15 protein-coding genes are annotated in these 15,919 nt (G+C 62.2%); 14 read left to right on the forward strand and 1 reads right to left on the reverse strand.

Annotated features, from left to right (window positions below; translation table 11 throughout):
- Genes cobN through cobJ form a run of 5 tightly spaced genes read left to right on the forward strand, consistent with a single transcriptional unit; the run spans position 1 to position 6,527 of the window.
- Positions 1-3,294, forward strand: a complete 3,294-nt coding sequence (gene cobN / locus AC2FFD_RS17420) for a cobaltochelatase subunit CobN (RefSeq protein ID WP_496873681.1) — start codon at positions 1-3, stop codon at positions 3,292-3,294.
- Positions 3,291-4,412 carry a ferredoxin-like domain-containing protein gene (locus tag AC2FFD_RS17425; protein ID WP_496873682.1) on the forward strand — a complete coding sequence of 374 codons (1,122 nt, stop codon included), beginning with the start codon at positions 3,291-3,293 and terminating at the stop codon, positions 4,410-4,412. The genes cobN and AC2FFD_RS17425 overlap by 4 nt, the downstream gene beginning before the upstream one ends.
- The gene (locus AC2FFD_RS17430; protein WP_170347199.1) at positions 4,412-5,041 is read left to right on the forward strand and encodes a precorrin-8X methylmutase; all 630 of its coding nucleotides are present in this window, start codon (positions 4,412-4,414) and stop codon (positions 5,039-5,041) included. Before AC2FFD_RS17425 ends, AC2FFD_RS17430 begins: the two co-directional genes overlap by 1 nt.
- Complete coding sequence (locus AC2FFD_RS17435; protein ID WP_496873683.1) at positions 5,038-5,766, forward strand: precorrin-2 C(20)-methyltransferase; 729 nt, start codon at positions 5,038-5,040, stop codon at positions 5,764-5,766. Before AC2FFD_RS17430 ends, AC2FFD_RS17435 begins: the two co-directional genes overlap by 4 nt.
- Complete coding sequence (cobJ, locus tag AC2FFD_RS17440; protein ID WP_496873684.1) at positions 5,763-6,527, forward strand: precorrin-3B C(17)-methyltransferase; 765 nt, start codon at positions 5,763-5,765, stop codon at positions 6,525-6,527. The genes AC2FFD_RS17435 and cobJ overlap by 4 nt, the downstream gene beginning before the upstream one ends.
- Here cobJ and AC2FFD_RS17445 read toward each other — a convergent pair.
- A complete protein-coding gene (locus tag AC2FFD_RS17445) occupies positions 6,518-7,249 on the reverse strand; it encodes a cobalt-precorrin-6A reductase (protein ID WP_496873685.1) in 732 nt (243 codons plus the stop codon). The genes cobJ and AC2FFD_RS17445 overlap by 10 nt on opposite strands.
- Here AC2FFD_RS17445 and cbiE point away from each other — a divergent pair.
- From cbiE to AC2FFD_RS17490, 9 genes are all read left to right on the forward strand, one after another.
- Entirely contained in the window at positions 7,248-8,447 is a 1,200-nt protein-coding gene (gene cbiE, locus AC2FFD_RS17450) for a precorrin-6y C5,15-methyltransferase (decarboxylating) subunit CbiE (RefSeq protein WP_496873686.1), read from the forward strand. The genes AC2FFD_RS17445 and cbiE overlap by 2 nt on opposite strands.
- A complete protein-coding gene (locus tag AC2FFD_RS17455; protein WP_496873717.1) occupies positions 8,444-8,824 on the forward strand; it encodes a cobalamin biosynthesis protein in 381 nt (126 codons plus the stop codon). The genes cbiE and AC2FFD_RS17455 overlap by 4 nt, the downstream gene beginning before the upstream one ends.
- Positions 8,821-9,615, forward strand: a complete 795-nt coding sequence (cobM, locus tag AC2FFD_RS17460; protein ID WP_496873687.1) for a precorrin-4 C(11)-methyltransferase — start codon at positions 8,821-8,823, stop codon at positions 9,613-9,615. Before AC2FFD_RS17455 ends, cobM begins: the two co-directional genes overlap by 4 nt.
- Positions 9,602-10,924, forward strand: coding sequence for a cobyrinic acid a,c-diamide synthase CobB (locus AC2FFD_RS17465; RefSeq protein ID WP_496873688.1), 1,323 nt, complete (start codon positions 9,602-9,604; stop codon positions 10,922-10,924). The genes cobM and AC2FFD_RS17465 overlap by 14 nt, the downstream gene beginning before the upstream one ends.
- On the forward strand, positions 10,921-11,649 hold the full coding sequence (cobA, locus tag AC2FFD_RS17470; RefSeq protein WP_496873689.1) for a uroporphyrinogen-III C-methyltransferase: 729 nt from the start codon (positions 10,921-10,923) through the stop codon (positions 11,647-11,649). The genes AC2FFD_RS17465 and cobA overlap by 4 nt, the downstream gene beginning before the upstream one ends.
- Complete coding sequence (gene cobF / locus AC2FFD_RS17475) at positions 11,642-12,412, forward strand: precorrin-6A synthase (deacetylating) (RefSeq protein WP_496873690.1); 771 nt, start codon at positions 11,642-11,644, stop codon at positions 12,410-12,412. Before cobA ends, cobF begins: the two co-directional genes overlap by 8 nt.
- A 58-nt stretch (positions 12,413-12,470) precedes the next feature.
- Entirely contained in the window at positions 12,471-12,929 is a 459-nt protein-coding gene (locus AC2FFD_RS17480) for a DUF302 domain-containing protein (RefSeq protein ID WP_496873691.1), read from the forward strand.
- Positions 12,930-13,007: 78 nt separating this feature from the next.
- The gene (locus AC2FFD_RS17485; protein ID WP_480684712.1) at positions 13,008-14,627 is read left to right on the forward strand and encodes a thiamine pyrophosphate-binding protein; all 1,620 of its coding nucleotides are present in this window, start codon (positions 13,008-13,010) and stop codon (positions 14,625-14,627) included.
- Positions 14,614-15,798: a CaiB/BaiF CoA transferase family protein gene (locus tag AC2FFD_RS17490; RefSeq protein ID WP_496873692.1), complete on the forward strand. Its 1,185-nt coding sequence runs from the start codon at positions 14,614-14,616 to the stop codon at positions 15,796-15,798. The genes AC2FFD_RS17485 and AC2FFD_RS17490 overlap by 14 nt, the downstream gene beginning before the upstream one ends.
- The last annotated feature ends 121 nt before the right edge of the window (positions 15,799-15,919 follow it).

Here is a 15,919-nt window from a genome sequence, read left to right on the forward strand (position 1 = left end):
ATGCACGTCGTCTTCCGCGAAAGCCACGGGCTCGAGGAAACCGAGACCCCGACCGATCTGGGCCAGAGCCCGGCGGATCTGGTGGTGCTGTCCTTTTCGGACAGCGACCTGGGTGCGTTCGCGGCGGGCTGGCATCGTGGTGGCGGGCCCGAGGGGCGGATGCCCTCGTTGCGGCTGGCCAACCTGACGGCGCTGAAACATCCCCTGTCGGTCGATACCTATGTCGAACAGACGTTGGAGGGCGCCAAGGGCATTCTGATCCGTCTGATCGGCGGGGTTCCCTACTGGTCCTACGGGTTGCAGCAGGTGCTGGCGCTGGCACAGGCCAAAGGCATCGCGCTGGCGGTGCTACCCGCCGACGGGCGCGAGGACACGCGGCTGGACGACTATTCCACCCTGCCCGATTCCACCCTGCGGCGGCTGGCGCATCTGTGCGATACCGGCGGCGAGGTCGCGGCACAGGCGGCGCTGGCGCAGATGGCGCTGGCGGCGGGGCTTTATGCCGGGCCGGTGATGGGCGCCAAGACCTTGCCCGAATGTGGCGCGTGGTGTCCGGATCGCGGCGTAATCCCGGTGGAAACCGCGTTCGAAGGTAACGCCAAACGCATCCTCGTCACCTTCTACCGCGCTTACCTGACCTCGGCGGACACCGCCCCGATCGCGGCCCTGATCCGCAGCCTGCACGCCCGTGGGTTCGAGGCGGTGGGCCTGTTTGCCCCGTCGCTCAAGGCGCCTGTAGCCGCCGACTGGTTGCGGGACCAGGTTGTTGCGCTGAACCCATCCGCCATTGTCAATGCCACTTCATTTTCGGGCAAAGGCGCGTCGGGAACATCGCCTCTGGACGCGGCAGGAGTGCCGGTGTTTCAAGTCGCTCTCGCCACCTCGCGCCGCAAAGCCTGGGCCGAGGCGGAACGCGGGCTGTCCCCCGCCGATCTGGCCATGCATGTGGTACTGCCCGAGGTGGATGGGCGGATTTCGGCGGGAATCGCGTCTTTCAAGGAACCAGGCAAACGTGATCCGCATCTGGAATACGCGCGCTTTGCACATCGGCCCGAACCGGACCGGATCGAAGCGATCATCGACCGTGTATCGGGCTGGCTTGCACTGAATGACAAACCCAAGGCAGATCAGATTCCCGCGCTGGTCCTGTCCACCTATCCCGGCAAAGACTGGCAGATGGCGCATGCGGTTGGCCTTGACGCGCTGGCTTCGGCCGAGGCGATGCTGTCGGATCTTGACGAAGAAGGCTATGACATCGCGACTGGCGAACCGATTGCCGACACTCTTCTGGACGCCCGGATTTCGTGGTCGCTCGGGGATTATCTGGATGCGCTTGCGGAATTGCCCGAGACCCTGCGCACCGATCTGCACACCGTATGGGGGGCGCCCCAAGATGATCCGGCCTGTGCCGATGGGGCCTTCCATTTCACCGCCATGCGACGCGGCAAGGCGCTGGTCGCGCTGCAACCCGAACGCGGCACGCCCGAGCTGCGGGATGACGACTATCATGACCTCTCGCGCACCCCGCGCCACGGGTATGTCGCCTTCTATTTGTGGCTGCGCAAAGGGTTGGGTGCGGATGCGCTGATCCATATCGGCGCACATGGAACGCTGGAATGGTTGCCCGGAAAATCGGTCGCCTTGTCTGCCGATTGCTGGCCCGAGGCGCTGATCGGCGATCTGCCGGTGATATACCCGTTTATCGTGAACGACCCGGGCGAAGCCGCGCAAGCCAAGCGCCGGATCGGAGCCGTCACGCTGGGCCACATCCCACCGCCGATGAAGGACAGCGGCACGCCGGATCGGATGGTGCGGCTTGAATCGCTGCTGGATGAGTTTTCCAACGCCGACGGGCTTGACCCCAAACGCCGTGACCGCTTGCAGGAAGATATCCGTGGTGAAGCGCAGGCCATTGGCTTGGAAAGCGATCTCGGCCTTGATCAGGCAACCTGCACCGCCGAAGCGATCACCCGCATCGACCGCTTTGTCTGTGACATCAAGGAAAGCCAGTTTGGCGACGGGCTGCACATCTTCGGGCGCGTGCCCGAGGTGACGGGCAATTTCGATCCGGCCCCGTCAGCCCATGCCGAACGCGACGCGCTGATCAAAGCGCTCGAAGGCAAACGGATCGATGCCGGGCCTTCGGGTTCACCCTATCGTGGTCGGTCAGATGTTCTGCCCACCGGGCGGAACCTTTACACCACCGATCCGCGGTCGGTCCCGACCCGTGCGGCCTATGCCCAAGGCGTGAAACTGGCCGAGGAACTGGTGCGACGCCATCTTCAGGAAGAAGGCGATTACCCAAAAGGGCTGATCGTCGATCTGTGGGGGTCAGCCACCATGCGCACGGCCGGCGAGGAATTTGCCATGGCCTTGCACCTGCTGGGCGTCAAACCCGTATGGGACAAAGGGTCCGAGCGGGTTTCCGGCATCGAGGTTCTGCCGATCACTGACCTGAGCCGCCCGCGCCTGGACGTGACCTTGCGGGTCTCGGGCCTGTTCCGGGATGTATTCCCGACGCTGTCCGCTTTGTTTGGCCAAGCGGTTCGCGCATTGGCCGCGCGCGATGAAGCGACGGACTGGAACCCCTATGCCGGGCAGGAGCCGGCAGCGCGTGTCTATGGACCTGCGCCCGGAAGCTATGGCGTCAACATGACCGAGCTTTCCGAGGTGTATACCGACGAGGCCCGTGCACAGGCCGGTGAGGCGTGGCTTGAGGCCAGTTCCTTTGCATTGGAAGGCGAACACATCGCGCAGGACAAGGACGGCATCACCCAACGCGTTGCAAATGCAGACAGTTTTGTCCACTTGCAGGACCTGACCGAAACCGATCTTCTTCTGGCCAACGATTATGCCACACACGAGGCGGGTTTTGCCGCCGCCAAGAAGATCGCCGGCGGAACCGCGCAGCTTTACCATCTGGACAACACCAACCCCGAAAATCCGCGTGCCCGTACTTTGCGCGAAGAAATCAGCCGTGTCGTCCACGCCCGGGCCGCAAATCCCGACTGGATCGCCGGGATGCAACGCCATGGTTTCCGGGGGGCGGCTGAAATCGCGGCAACGCTGGATCATATGGCCTCATTCGCGCATCTGTCCGGCACGGTCGCACCGCATCTTTTTGACCTCTACCATGATGCCACGCTGGGCAACGAAGAGGTGGACGCGTTCCTGCAAGAGGCCAATCCCAAAGCTCATCAAGCCATGCAGGACCGGTTCCGCGCGCTGCTTGAGGCCGGGCTTTGGAACACGCGCCGGAATTCCATCCGGGCTGATCTGGAGGGATTGAGATGAGTGCTCCGATTGTTCAGGGCTGGTGCCCGGGCGCCCATCGTCCGATGATGTCCGGTGACGGTCTGGTCGTCAGGGTCAGGCCCCGGTTGGCGCGTCTGGACGCCGATCAGGCTCTGGGACTGTGCGATCTGGCGGACCGTTTTGGCAACGGCTCGATCGATTTGACCAATCGCGCCAATCTGCAATTGCGGGGCGTGGAAGAGGAAGACCACCAGCCCCTGCTCAAAGAGCTTGCCGTGCTGAACCTGCTGGATGCGGAACCCGGTATCGAGATACGCCGGAATATTCTGGTTACACCGCTCTATCAGGCGGGCGATTTGACCGCTCGACTGACCCGTGACCTGATCGACCGGCTTGCGGAGCTGCCGGCCCTGCCCGCAAAGTTCGGCTTTGCCATCGACACGGGCCCCGAACGTCTGCTGGCGTCGGATTCGGCGGATATTCGTCTGGAAACAGGTGCAGACGGCCTGATCCTGCGCGCTGACGGGTGCGAAACCGGGCGGAGCGTGACCGAGACCGACGCCATTGACCACGCGATCGCGTTGGCAATGTGGTTTGCTGAAACCTACACGCCCGAGAGGCGCCGCATGGCGCGTGTCATCGACTCCCTTCCACAGGAATGGCAAGGCTGTGCGCCCGGATCAGTTGGCGCAAGGCTTCAACCCGGCCCCTGCGAACTGGGTGCTCTGTACGGCGCGGCTTTTGGGTCGCTGCCGGCGCGCAAGCTGTATGATCTGATCGAAGATAGCGGTGCTTGCGCCCTGCGCGTCACCCCGTGGCGGCTGATCCTGCTGGAAGGCGGGGCGGCGATACCTGCCCCGGCCTTTGTCGAAGATGGAACCGATCCGTTGATGACCACCGACGCCTGCCCCGGCGCGCCGTTCTGCCCGCAGGCGCAGGCAGAGACGCGCGACATCGCCCGGGCGTTGGCTTCGCGGGTTTCCGGACGCCTCCATGTTTCAGGCTGTAGCAAGGGATGTGCTCGCATGGGTACTGCGGACATCACATTGGTAGGCGATAACGGACGATTTGATCTTGTCAAACAGGGCCGCGCGGGGGATGAGCCCTGCCAGCGCGGGCTTGACCCCCAAACACTCATGACCATGGACTTCACCTGATGCCCTATACATACGAAACCGATGGCGCAGCGATCTACAAGGAAAGCTTTGCCACCATCCGGTCCGAGGCTGATCTGGCCCGGTTTGATGCCGATGAAGAGCAGGTTGCCGTTCGCATGATCCACGCCGCGGGTATGGTCGGGCTGGAAGAGTTCGTGCATTTCTCGCCCGGCTTCGTGCAAACGGCCCGTGCTGCTTTGGAAAACGGTGCACCGATCCTGTGTGATGCGCGCATGGTCAGCGAAGGCGTCACCCGCTTCCGCCTGCCCGCCGACAACGAAGTGATCTGTACCCTGCACGATGAACGCGTACGCCCGCTGGCCGCCGAGATGAGCAACACCCGTTCCGCCGCTGCGCTGGAGCTGTGGCGGCCGCATCTGGAGGGCGCGCTGGTCGCCATCGGCAATGCGCCCACCGCACTGTTCCATTTGCTGAACATGCTGGAAGACCCGGATTGCCCGCGCCCTGCCGCGATTATCGGCTGCCCGGTTGGCTTTGTCGGTGCGGTGGAATCCAAGGATGCGCTGTGGCAGGCGCAACCGGTGCCGTCCTGCATTGTCAAAGGTCGTCTGGGCGGCAGCGCCATCACGGTGGCGGCCGTCAACGCCATCGCAAGCCGGGCGGAATGAAGATGGGCACCATATACGGTGTGGGCCTTGGCCCCGGCGACCCGGATTTGATGAGCGTCCGGGCTGATCGCCTGCTGCGCAATGCAAAGCATGTGGCGTTCTTCCGCAAACCCGGTCGCAGCGGCCAGGCCCGCAAGATCGTCAACGGGATGATCCCCGAAGGTGCGATCGAGTTCCCTATGGAATATCCCGTGACCACCGAGATCCCGGTCACAGATCCGCGCTACAACGAATTGCTGGCGGCGTTCTACGAAGACTGCACCAAGCATCTCAAGGCCCTGTCCGAACAGGGTGAGGACGTGGTTGTTCTGTGCGAGGGTGATCCGTTCTTCTATGGCTCGTTCATGCATCTTTACAGTCGCCTGCGCGAAGACGCGCCGGTCGAAGTTGTACCCGCCATTACCGGCATGTCCGGAGCCTGGACAGCGACAGGAGACCCGATCACCTGGGGTGATGACGTTCTGACCGTGCTGGTTGGCACTCTGCCCGAAGACACGCTGGCTGAACGCATGGCTCAAACCGATGCACTGGTCGTGATGAAAATCGGGCGCAACATAGACAAGGTGAAACGCGCCCTGAAGACCGCTGGCCTGTATGACCGGGCATGGATCGTGGAATATGCGCAGATGCCAAACCAGACGGTGACCAAGCTGTCTGAAGCCTGCGAGAAGATTACCCCGTATTTCTCGATCATCGTCGTGCACGGTCAGGGGCGGCGACCATGAGCGGCTGGGTCAAAATTGCCGGTCTTGGGCCGGGTGACGAAGCGCTTGTAACGCCGGAAGTAACGGCCGCGCTAGCCGAAGCCACCGATGTTGTGGGCTATATCCCATATGTGGCGCGTATTGCCGAGCGCCCGGGCCTTACGCTGCATGCCAGTGACAACCGGGTCGAAATCGACCGTTCGCAACACGCGTTGCAAATGGCCGCAGAAGGCAAACGCGTGGTCGTTGTGTCCTCGGGTGATCCAGGCGTGTTTGCCATGGCAGCAGCCGTCTTCGAAGCGCTGGAATACGGCCCCGTGGAATGGCGCGATCTTCAGATCGATGTGCTGCCGGGGATCACGGCGATGTTGGCTGCATCCGCGCGCGCGGGCGCCCCGATGGGGCATGATTTCTGCGCCATCAACCTCAGCGACAACCTCAAACCATGGTCATTGATCGAAAAACGCCTGCGCCTTGCTGCACAGGCGGATTTCTCGATGGCCTTTTACAATCCACGCTCGAAGTCCCGCCCGGAAGGCTTTGTAAAGACGCTGGAAATCCTGCGTGAAGAGTGTGAGCCCGAACGTCTGATCCTGTTCGCCCGCGCCGTATCGCGGGCCGATGAACAGATGCGTATTTCGACACTGGCCGAAGCCACGCCCGACATGGCGGATATGCAGACCGTGGTGATCGTGGGGTCATCCCGCACCCGTGTGATCGAACGCAACGGCGCACCGATCGTCTACACGCCGCGCTTCACCCCTGATAAGGATCAGGGATGAAACAGCCAGTCCAGAACCTGTGCGACCTGCGAAAACTCGGTCCGCTGTGGCAGAACCGGGCGGTCGATCATCAGCACGGGAAGGCCCAGCGCCCGCGCCGCGTCCAGCTTGGCGCGCGCGCCCGTGCCGCCTGCGTTCTTGGATACGACCAACTGCGTGCCGTGGCGCTGCATCAGCGCCCGGTCGTCAGCTTCGGTAAACGGCCCTCGGGCAACGACAACCTCTGCGTTCGGCAAGGGCACAGTGTCGGGGTCATCCACAAGGCGCAGCAGGTAACTGTGTTGAGGCTGGGGCAAAAAGTCTTCAAGATGCATTCGGCCAACTGCAAGGAAGACACGCTGAGCATCGCCGGACAATGCGTCGACGGCGGCAGCGATGTCGGGCACGTGACGCCAGACATCGCCGGGCTGCGACACCCAGGCCGCGCGTGTCAACGCGGCCAATGGCGTCCGCGTCGCGGTGCATGCTTCAATCACGTTCCGGCTCATCCGGGCCGCAAATGGATGGGTCGCGTCCACGACATGGGTGATGGCATTCTCATGGATATAGGCGGCCAGACCTTCCGGACCGCCGAAACCGCCAACCCTTACCGGCAAGGGTTGCGGACGCGGGTTTTCGACCCGTCCAGCGTAGGAATACACAGCCGCAATCCCTTGTTCCGAAACAGCTTTGGCCAGCGCATTGGCCTCGGTCGTGCCGCCAAGGATCAGGAGGTTTGTCATGTCTGAATCTCCGTGGCTGACCGTTCTTGGATTGGGCGAAGGTGGGTTTGATGGCCTGTCGCCATCCGGCCGTCAAGTGCTGGACCGGGCCGAAGTGATCATGGGGCCGCCCCGTCACCTGTCGTTGCTGCCTGAAACAGGAGCGGAACGTGTCGAATGGCCTGCGCCGTTCTCGGATGGGCTGCCGATCCTGAAAGGATTGCGTGGCCGGCAGACCGTTGTTCTTGCCTCGGGCGATCCGTTCTGGTTTGGCGCAGGCTCTGTCATTGCGCGCAATTTCGATGCCGGTGAATGGACCGCCCTGCCCGGCCAATCCACCTTCTCGCTGGCCGCTGCCCGGCTCGGCTGGCCTTTGGAAAGCACACTGACCTTCGGCCTGCACGCCGCTCCACTGACCCGTTTGCGACCGCATCTGGCCCCGGGAGCGCACGCGATCCTGTTGCTGCGTGACGGAAAGGCGGTGGCGGAACTGGCACGGTATCTGACCGAGACAGGCTTTGCCGACTCGGCCCTGCATGTGATGCAGGCCCTAGGTGGTCCGCGCGAAACCACCCGAACAGTCACGCTGACCGAGGCGCTGTTGGGTACGTTCGACCATCCGGTCTGCGTCGGTCTGGAGGTTTCCGGTGCAGGACCTGCCCTGTCCAAGGCGTCTGGTAAACCGGACCACATCTTCGAGACGGACGGGCAGATCACCAAACGCCCGATCCGCGCGCTGACACTCTCGGCGCTTGCTCCGCAACGGGGCGAGCATCTGTGGGATATCGGAGGGGGCACCGGTTCGATCAGCATCGAATGGCTGATGTGCGATCCGACCCTGACCGCAACCAGCATAGAACCCCGTGCTGACAGGGTTGAGCGCATTCGTCGGAATGCCGATGCATTGGGTCAGGATCGGTTGAACGTCATTCATGGCACCGCGCCCGCTGCTTTGGACGGGCTGGAATTCCCCGACGTGGTGTTCATCGGAGGGGGGCTTGATCCAGACCTGCTGCACTGGCTGCACCAGAACCTGCCTTCCGGCACGCGCCTGGTTGCCAATGCAGTGACTTTGGAAAGCGAGGCCACGTTGGCCCATTGGCATGAGAAGCTGGGCGGAGAGCTTCTGCGGATCGAACTCGCGCAGTCGGCGCCGCTTGGACCGCGCCGCGGCTGGAAATCCGCCTATCCGGTGGTGCAGTGGAGCGTGACGCTATGATCGTTGCCGGTTTGGGATTCTCGTCCACCGCCACGGTTGACAGCTTGCGCGCCGTATTTGACACGGCGGCCGCAAACCACGATGTCGCCGCCCTGGCAACCGTTGCCGACAAGGAAGGTCATTCCGCCCTGACGGTTTTTGCCGAAGAACTGTCCCTTCCACTCCACTTCGTTGCCGCCGCCGATCTGGCCGGTCAACGCACACTCACCTGCTCGACCCGCAGCCGCGTCACCTATGGCACCGGGAGCGTGGCCGAAGCATCCGCATTGGCCGCCGCCGGAAAGCTTTTTGGCCCGGGCGCGCGGCTGCTTTCACCCAGACAGATTTCAGACGACCGGCTGGCGACCTGCGCCATTGCCATCGGAGGACAGACATGACCGTTCATTTCATCGGCGCCGGACCGGGCGCCGCCGACCTGTTGACACTGCGCGGGCGCGACATCATCGCATCCTGCCCCGTTTGCCTTTATGCGGGTTCCCTGGTTCCGGAAGAAATCCTCGGCCACTGCCCCGAAGGCGCAAAGATCGTGAATACCGCGCCAATGGACCTGGATCAGATCATGGCCGAGATCGAGGCCGCACATCAGGCCGGCCAGGACGTGGCCCGTCTGCATTCCGGCGACCTGTCGGTCTGGTCGGCGATGGGGGAACAGATCCGCCGCCTCAAGGAAATGGGCATCCCGGTCAGCGTAACTCCGGGCGTTCCGTCCTTTGCGGCGGCTGCGGCGGCTTTGGGAACCGAACTTACTCTGCCCGGGCTGGCGCAATCCGTGGTTCTGACTCGGACGCCGGGCCGTGCATCTTCCATGCCCGAAGGCGAGACGTTGGAAAATTTCGCACGCACAGGGGCGACACTTGCCATTCATCTGTCGATCGGCAATCTGGACAAGGTCATTGCCGATCTGACCCCGGCCTATGGGGCCGACTGTCCGGTCGCCGTGGTCTATCGCGCAAGCTGGCCGGATGAACGGATAATCCGCGCGACGCTGGGAACGCTCAAAGAGACGCTGGATGACAGCATCTCGCGGACTGCGTTGATCATGGTCGGTCCGGCCCTGGCGGGCGAAGGTTTCGACGAAAGCTGCCTGTATTCGAAAGATTACGACCGCCGCTATCGCCCGCAAAGCGCCGAGAGCCCCTGGTCAAGCTGGAGCCATGGTGATGATTAACCCTCCGGGCCTTCTGATCTCCGCACCGTCCTCGGGCACGGGCAAGACAACGGTCATGCTGGGCCTGCTGCGCGCGCTGGCCGAGGATGGCCTGACCGTTCAACCGTTCAAGAGCGGACCGGATTATATTGACCCCGCCTTCCACCGAGCAGCGGCTGGGCGGGCTTCGTTTAATCTTGACAGTTGGGCGATGGGCGATCCTTTGTTGAACGCGATCTCAGCTCAGGCCGAAGGTGCCGACATCGTGGTGGCAGAAGGTTCGATGGGTCTGTTCGATGGCGTGGCCAAGCCGGGTGAGTTGGGTCATGGGTCGAGCGCCGAGACCGCTGCGCGGATGGGTTGGCCGGTCGTACTGGTGCTGGATGTCGGCGGCCAGGCGCAATCTGCGGCGGCCACCGCGCTGGGGTTCAGGATGTACAACCCCGATCTGCCCTTTGCCGGCGTGATCCTGAACCGCTGCGCCAGCCCCCGGCACGAGCGCCTGACCCGGTTGGGGATGGAACGTGCAGGCCTGCCGGTTCTGGGTGTGCTGCCGCGCCGAGGCGATCTGACCCTCCCCGAGCGGCATCTGGGCCTGATCCAGGCCGTCGAACACCCGGATCTTGAAAGCGCCATCGTAGGCTATGCCGCATTTCTGCGCGAACATGTGGATCTCGAGGCGATCAAACGGGCGGCTTCCTCAGGCCCCATTGGGCCATCGTCAGACGCGCTGCCGCGCCCTCCGGCCCAGCGGATCGCACTGGCACGGGACGCGGCATTTTCCTTTACCTATCCACATTTGCTGGAAGGCTGGCGCGCAGCTGGGGCCGAGATCCTGCCCTTCTCGCCTCTGGCCGACGAAGCGCCGGCGGCGGATGCCGATCTGGTCTGGCTGCCCGGCGGCTATCCGGAACTGCATGCCGGGACGTTGGCTGCTGCCCAAACGTTCCTCGCTGGTCTGCGCAAGCACGCGGAAACAAGGCCTGTGCATGGCGAATGCGGTGGGTATATGGCGCTGGGTCATGCGCTGATCGACAAGGATGGCGTGCGGCATGAAATGGCTGGCCTGCTGGGGCTGGTGACGTCGTACCAAAAACGCAAATTCAACCTGGGCTATCGCAAAGCGGAACTCTTGGCCCCGATGCCGGGATTTGCACAGAATGCGGCGCTGCGCGGGCATGAGTTCCACTATTCCTCGATCGTGGATCAGCCTGACGCGCCGCTGGCCCGTGTGTTCGATGCCGAAGGCGCAGAAGGACCTCAGACCGGCTCCGTTCGCGGCAATGTCACCGGTACGTTCTTTCACCTGATTGCGGAGGCATCTGAATGACCGGATTTGTCTCTTTCGTCGGATCCGGCCCTGGTGATCCCGAATTGCTGACACTGAAGGCCGTGGATCGCCTGCAAAAGGCCGATGCGGTTTTGTTCGATGACCTCAGCAGCGGGCCGATATTGAGCCACGCGCGCGAAGACGCGGATCTTGTGGGCGTGGGCAAACGGGCTGGTCGACCGTCCCCCAAGCAGGACCATGTCAGCCGGTTGCTTGTGGACTACGCCCAGACCGGCCAGCATGTCGTGCGGCTGAAGTCCGGCGATGGCGGCATGTTTGGGCGCCTGGAAGAAGAGCTTGTTGCCCTTCGTGATGCAGGCATTGAATTCGAGATCATTCCCGGCATCCCGTCTGCGGTGGCCGCCGCAGCTGCCGCTGGCATTCCTCTGACGCGTCGTCTGACCGCACGGCGGGTGCAGTTCGTAACGGGACATGACGTCAGCGGCGCGTTGCCGGACGATCTGAACCTGACCGCACTGGCCGATTCTCAGGCCACCACCGTCGTATTCATGGGCAAACGAACTTTCCCGCTTCTGGCAGAAGCGCTGCATTCACACGGCCTGCCTTTGGATACGCCCGCCCTGATGGCTGAATCGGTTTCGGCCCCGGATCAGAAGCTGACGCGCGCCACCATCGGTGCCCTGGCCGAACAGCTGAAATCCGAGATCGGCACAGCTCCGGCCCTGATCCTTTACGGGCCGCTGGCGGAGTGCGAAGATGATTGACCTGAGCCTGATTGGCATCGGCACCGGCAACCCGGATCATGTGACCTTTCAGGGTGCACAGGCGATCAGGTCGGCCGATCTGATCCTGATCCCCCGCAAGGGCGAAAACAAGGCCGATCTGGCCGGGCTGCGAGAGGACATCATCGATCGGGTAACCGAGACACCGCCAAGGATAGCCTATTTTGACATTCCCAAGCGCCGGGCGGATGACGGCTATCTGCGCGGCGTAGACGAATGGCATGACGCCATTGCACTGCGCTGGCAGGAGGCCATCGCGGCCCACCCGGAGGCGCAGCACATTGCGCTGCTGATTTGGGGCGATCCGTCCCTGTATGACAGTTCGCTGCGAATCGCGGCGCGGCTGGACCCCAGGCCCAACACAAAGGTGATCCCGGGCATCACGGCCTTGCAGGCTTTGACCGCGGCTCATGCGATCCCGATCAATGATCTGGGCGCACCCTATGTCGTGACCACCGGACGCCGTATCCGGGATGACGGCTGGCCTGAAGCCGCTTCGAAAGTCGCCGTCATGCTGGACGGGGAATGCTCGTTCCAGTCCCTCAGGATGGCAGAGTATGACATCTGGTGGGGGGCCTATGTGGGCATGAAAGAAGAACTGCTGATCAGCGGCCCTTTGGACCAGGTCGCGCAGCGGATCCTTAACACGCGCGCCCGCGCCCGAGCCGACCATGGCTGGATCATGGATATCTACTTGCTGAAGAAACGCGGGGGGCAGCAGCGCGCGGTGAACACGGATTCGTGACTGCGCAGAACCCTCAAGTCTGGCACACAGGTCAAAGCAAGATACCGGAGACGCGTTGATGAAAGCTCTCATTCCCCTGTTCTGCCTGATCGCTTTACCTCTGTGGGCTCAGAATGTGCCCGAAGGCTGGGCCGTATACCCAACCCAGAAACCGTATGCAGAACTGGTTGACGCAACCAAAGCCGCGATCAAGGAAAACGGGTTGATCGTCGTGACACAGGCGGGCCCGACCAAAGCGGCGGCAGCACGTGGGATTTCGATTCCCGGAAATCGCGTGATCGGGGCCTTCAACAATGACTACGCCGTGCGGGTTCTGGAGACCTCGGTCCACGCGATGATCGAGGCTCCGATCCGGTTTTACGTAACCGAGAACCAGGACGGGACGGCGACCCTGTCTTACAAGACCCCCAGCTTTGTCTTTGCGCCTTACGCCCCGGAAGGTGGGCAAGACCTGCTGAATATTGCCGCCGAGCTTGACACGACGTTTCAATCGATCGCTGAACGCGCAGTCAAATAGTCACACTGCCGTGAACCGCCTTGCGTCCAGAGGCGTCCTCCGCAATCTGCTTCGAAACAGTTTCTCGGAGCATGACTGATGCAGGACCCCTCGCCCCGCGCTGCGGATCTTCTGGCCCAACGTCTTTATGAAGCGGGCTGTCGTCACGCCTTTGGGATGCCGGGGGGCGAGGTCCTGACGCTGGTCGATGCGCTGGAAAAGGCTGGGATCACCTTTCATCTGACCAAGCACGAAAACTCTGCCGGGTTCATGGCCGAAGCCGTTCATCATCGCGACGGAGCACCTGCGATTCTGGTGGCCACCCTGGGTCCGGGTGCAATGAACGGGATCAATGTGGTGGCGAACGCTTTGCAGGATCGTGTGCCGATGGTCGTTCTGACCGGATGCGTCGATGCCGACGAAGCGTTGACCTATACCCATCAGGTCATGGATCACAGCCGGGTTTATCGCTCGATCACCAAAGGCACTTATACGCTGACAGCCAAAGGCGCGGATGTCATTGCTGACAAGGCGGTGTCATTGGCCATGCAGCCACGACCGGGCCCGGTTCATATCGATGTCCCGATCTCGGTTGCCGACACGCCTGTTACCGGCGTGAAACGCCGCCGGCTGGCCAAGGTTGCGCCGGTCAGCCCCGGTGGCGAATGCCTGGAAAAGGCCCGCCGCTGGGTGGCCGAGGCCGAACGCCCCATTGCCATCATCGGCCTGGATGTCCTCTATGACGACTCGCGCAGTGTCGTGCAGGCGTTCCTGGAACATTTTGGTATTCCTTTCGTGACGACCTACAAGGCCAAGGGTGTCGTGCCCGAGGATCACCCACTGTGTCTGGGTGGCGCGGGGCTGTCGCCGCTGGCTGACAAGCATCTTGTGCCTCTGATCGAACAATCGGATCTGGTATTGTGTCTGGGATATGACCCGATCGAAATGCGCCCCGGCTGGCGTGAGATCTGGGATCCGGAAGAAAAGCGCGTCATCGATATCTCTGCCGTGGTCAACGACCACTACATGCATCAGGCTGGATTGAATCTTGTCGCCGACACGGGCGAGACATTGGAGGCAATTGCCAAAGGCAACCCGGCCCATGAAACATGGCCGGGCAACGAACCCGCGCAGGTCAAAGCCGCGCTGGCAAAGGCCTTCCCCACCGATGAAAACTGGGGGCCCGCTGCCGTCATTGCCGAAACCCGTGCCGTCCTGCCGCCTGAAACGTTGGCCACGGCCGACAGTGGCGCGCATCGCATTCTGCTGAGCCAGATGTGGGCGTGCAACGAAGAACGCGGGTTGATCCAATCCTCGGCGCTCTGCACCATGGGCTGCGCTGTTCCGATGGCCATTGGCCTGAAACTGGCCGAACCGGACCGCCCGGTGATCAGCTTCTCGGGCGATGCCGGGTTCCTTATGGTTGCGGGCGAGTTGTCGACAGCGGCTGAAATGGGCGGCAACCCGATCTTTCTGGTCTTCGTGGATGCCAGCCTTGCCCTGATCGAATTGAAACAGCGCCAGCGGCAGATGGGCAACACGGGCGTCGATTTCGGCCATCATGACTTTGCCGCCATGGGCCGGGCCTTTGGCGGCAATGGCCATACGGTTCATAACAGGACAGAGTTGCGCACCGCACTGGAAGCTGCTGTAAAGGCTGAGACATTTACGGTGATTGCTGCAGAAGTTGAGCGTGGAGGCTATGATGGCCGCATCTGAAGGCCCGTTGAAGGGTGTCAAGGTTCTGGACCTTAGCCGGATTCTGGCAGGCCCCACCTGCACGCAACTGCTGGGCGATCTGGGTGCAAGCGTCATCAAGATCGAAAACCCGGCAACCGGGGGCGATGACACGCGGCAATGGGGGCCGCCCTACGTGAGCGATGCCGAGGGCAACCGCTCGGACCTGAGCGCCTATTTCATGTCGGCCAACCGCAACAAGAAATCCGTCGCGCTGAATATCTCCTCGACCGAGGGTCAGGCGGAAATCAGACGGTTGGCGTCACACGCGGACATTCTGATCGAGAACTTCAAACCGGGCGGCTTGGCCAAGTATGGGCTGGACTACGCCACCCTGTCGCAAGAGTTTCCAAGCCTCGTGTACTGTTCAATCTCGGGCTACGGTCAAACCGGGCCGAATGCCAGCAAGCCCGGCTATGACCTGATGGCGCAAGGCTATGGCGGGATCATGTCGCTGACCGGAGACCCCGAGGGCGCCCCCATGAAAGTGGGTGTTGGCATCGCCGACGTGATGTGCGGGATGTATGCGACTGTTGGAATCCTGGCCGCGCTGCGCCACCGCGACCTGACCGGCGAAGGCCAACAGATCGATCTGGCGCTGGTGGATTCTCAGATTGCCTGGCTGATCAATGAAGGCGTCAACTATCTGACGTCAGGCGATGTTCCGCAAAGACGCGGCAACGGGCACCCGAATATCGTCCCTTATGACGTCTACGAAACCGCTGATGGGCACGTGATTCTCGCGGTTGGAAATGACGGCCAGTTCAGAAAGCTCTGCGACTTCATCAATGCTCCTGAACTGGCAGTCGATCCGAGATTCGCGACCAACCCGGCCCGTCTGGAACATCGTGATGCACTGAATTCCATCCTTCGCCCCGCAGTGAAGGCGCTGGACACCCAGACCGTCATTTCCGGCCTCGAAGCTGTCAAAGTGCCCGTCGGCCCGGTTCAGACGCTGGATCAGGTGTTCAACACGGAACAGGTGGCCGCAAGACGAATGCAGATTGCCATGCAGGCCCAGCCGGGTCAGGTCAACCTGATAGGGAATCCTCTGAACCTGTCTCGCACACCTGTAACATATCGAAACGCTCCACCGGTCTGTGGAGCCGATACCGAGGCCGTTCTGAGCGCAAAAAACCCGTTCGAGGATTGAAATACTTGCACATTTAGGCGGCAAGTTGCTGAAACATGCCCTTGAATCGGCGGTTTTTTTCGTCTTTTTCGCACACGTCATTTCACCAATTCGAGAGCAGCGTCGATACTGTTACGCCGCT

It is taken from the genome of Ruegeria sp. YTSC002, assembly GCF_059609845.1.

Excerpts from the sequence above, each read along its gene's own strand:
- cobN (WP_496873681.1), top strand. The coding sequence starts at position 1 with ATGCACGTCGTCTTCCGCGAAAGCCACGGGCTCGAGGAAACCGAGACC.
- AC2FFD_RS17425 (WP_496873682.1), top strand. The coding sequence starts at position 3,291 with ATGAGTGCTCCGATTGTTCAGGGCTGGTGCCCGGGCGCCCATCGTCCG.
- AC2FFD_RS17430 (WP_170347199.1), top strand. The coding sequence starts at position 4,412 with ATGCCCTATACATACGAAACCGATGGCGCAGCGATCTACAAGGAAAGC.
- AC2FFD_RS17435 (WP_496873683.1), top strand. The coding sequence starts at position 5,038 with ATGAAGATGGGCACCATATACGGTGTGGGCCTTGGCCCCGGCGACCCG.
- cobJ (WP_496873684.1), top strand. The coding sequence starts at position 5,763 with ATGAGCGGCTGGGTCAAAATTGCCGGTCTTGGGCCGGGTGACGAAGCG.
- cbiE (WP_496873686.1), top strand. The coding sequence starts at position 7,248 with ATGTCTGAATCTCCGTGGCTGACCGTTCTTGGATTGGGCGAAGGTGGG.
- AC2FFD_RS17445 (WP_496873685.1), bottom strand. The coding sequence starts at position 7,249 with ATGACAAACCTCCTGATCCTTGGCGGCACGACCGAGGCCAATGCGCTG.
- AC2FFD_RS17455 (WP_496873717.1), top strand. The coding sequence starts at position 8,444 with ATGATCGTTGCCGGTTTGGGATTCTCGTCCACCGCCACGGTTGACAGC.
- cobM (WP_496873687.1), top strand. The coding sequence starts at position 8,821 with ATGACCGTTCATTTCATCGGCGCCGGACCGGGCGCCGCCGACCTGTTG.
- AC2FFD_RS17465 (WP_496873688.1), top strand. The coding sequence starts at position 9,602 with ATGGTGATGATTAACCCTCCGGGCCTTCTGATCTCCGCACCGTCCTCG.
- cobA (WP_496873689.1), top strand. The coding sequence starts at position 10,921 with ATGACCGGATTTGTCTCTTTCGTCGGATCCGGCCCTGGTGATCCCGAA.
- cobF (WP_496873690.1), top strand. The coding sequence starts at position 11,642 with ATGATTGACCTGAGCCTGATTGGCATCGGCACCGGCAACCCGGATCAT.
- AC2FFD_RS17480 (WP_496873691.1), top strand. The coding sequence starts at position 12,471 with ATGAAAGCTCTCATTCCCCTGTTCTGCCTGATCGCTTTACCTCTGTGG.
- AC2FFD_RS17485 (WP_480684712.1), top strand. The coding sequence starts at position 13,008 with ATGCAGGACCCCTCGCCCCGCGCTGCGGATCTTCTGGCCCAACGTCTT.
- AC2FFD_RS17490 (WP_496873692.1), top strand. The coding sequence starts at position 14,614 with ATGGCCGCATCTGAAGGCCCGTTGAAGGGTGTCAAGGTTCTGGACCTT.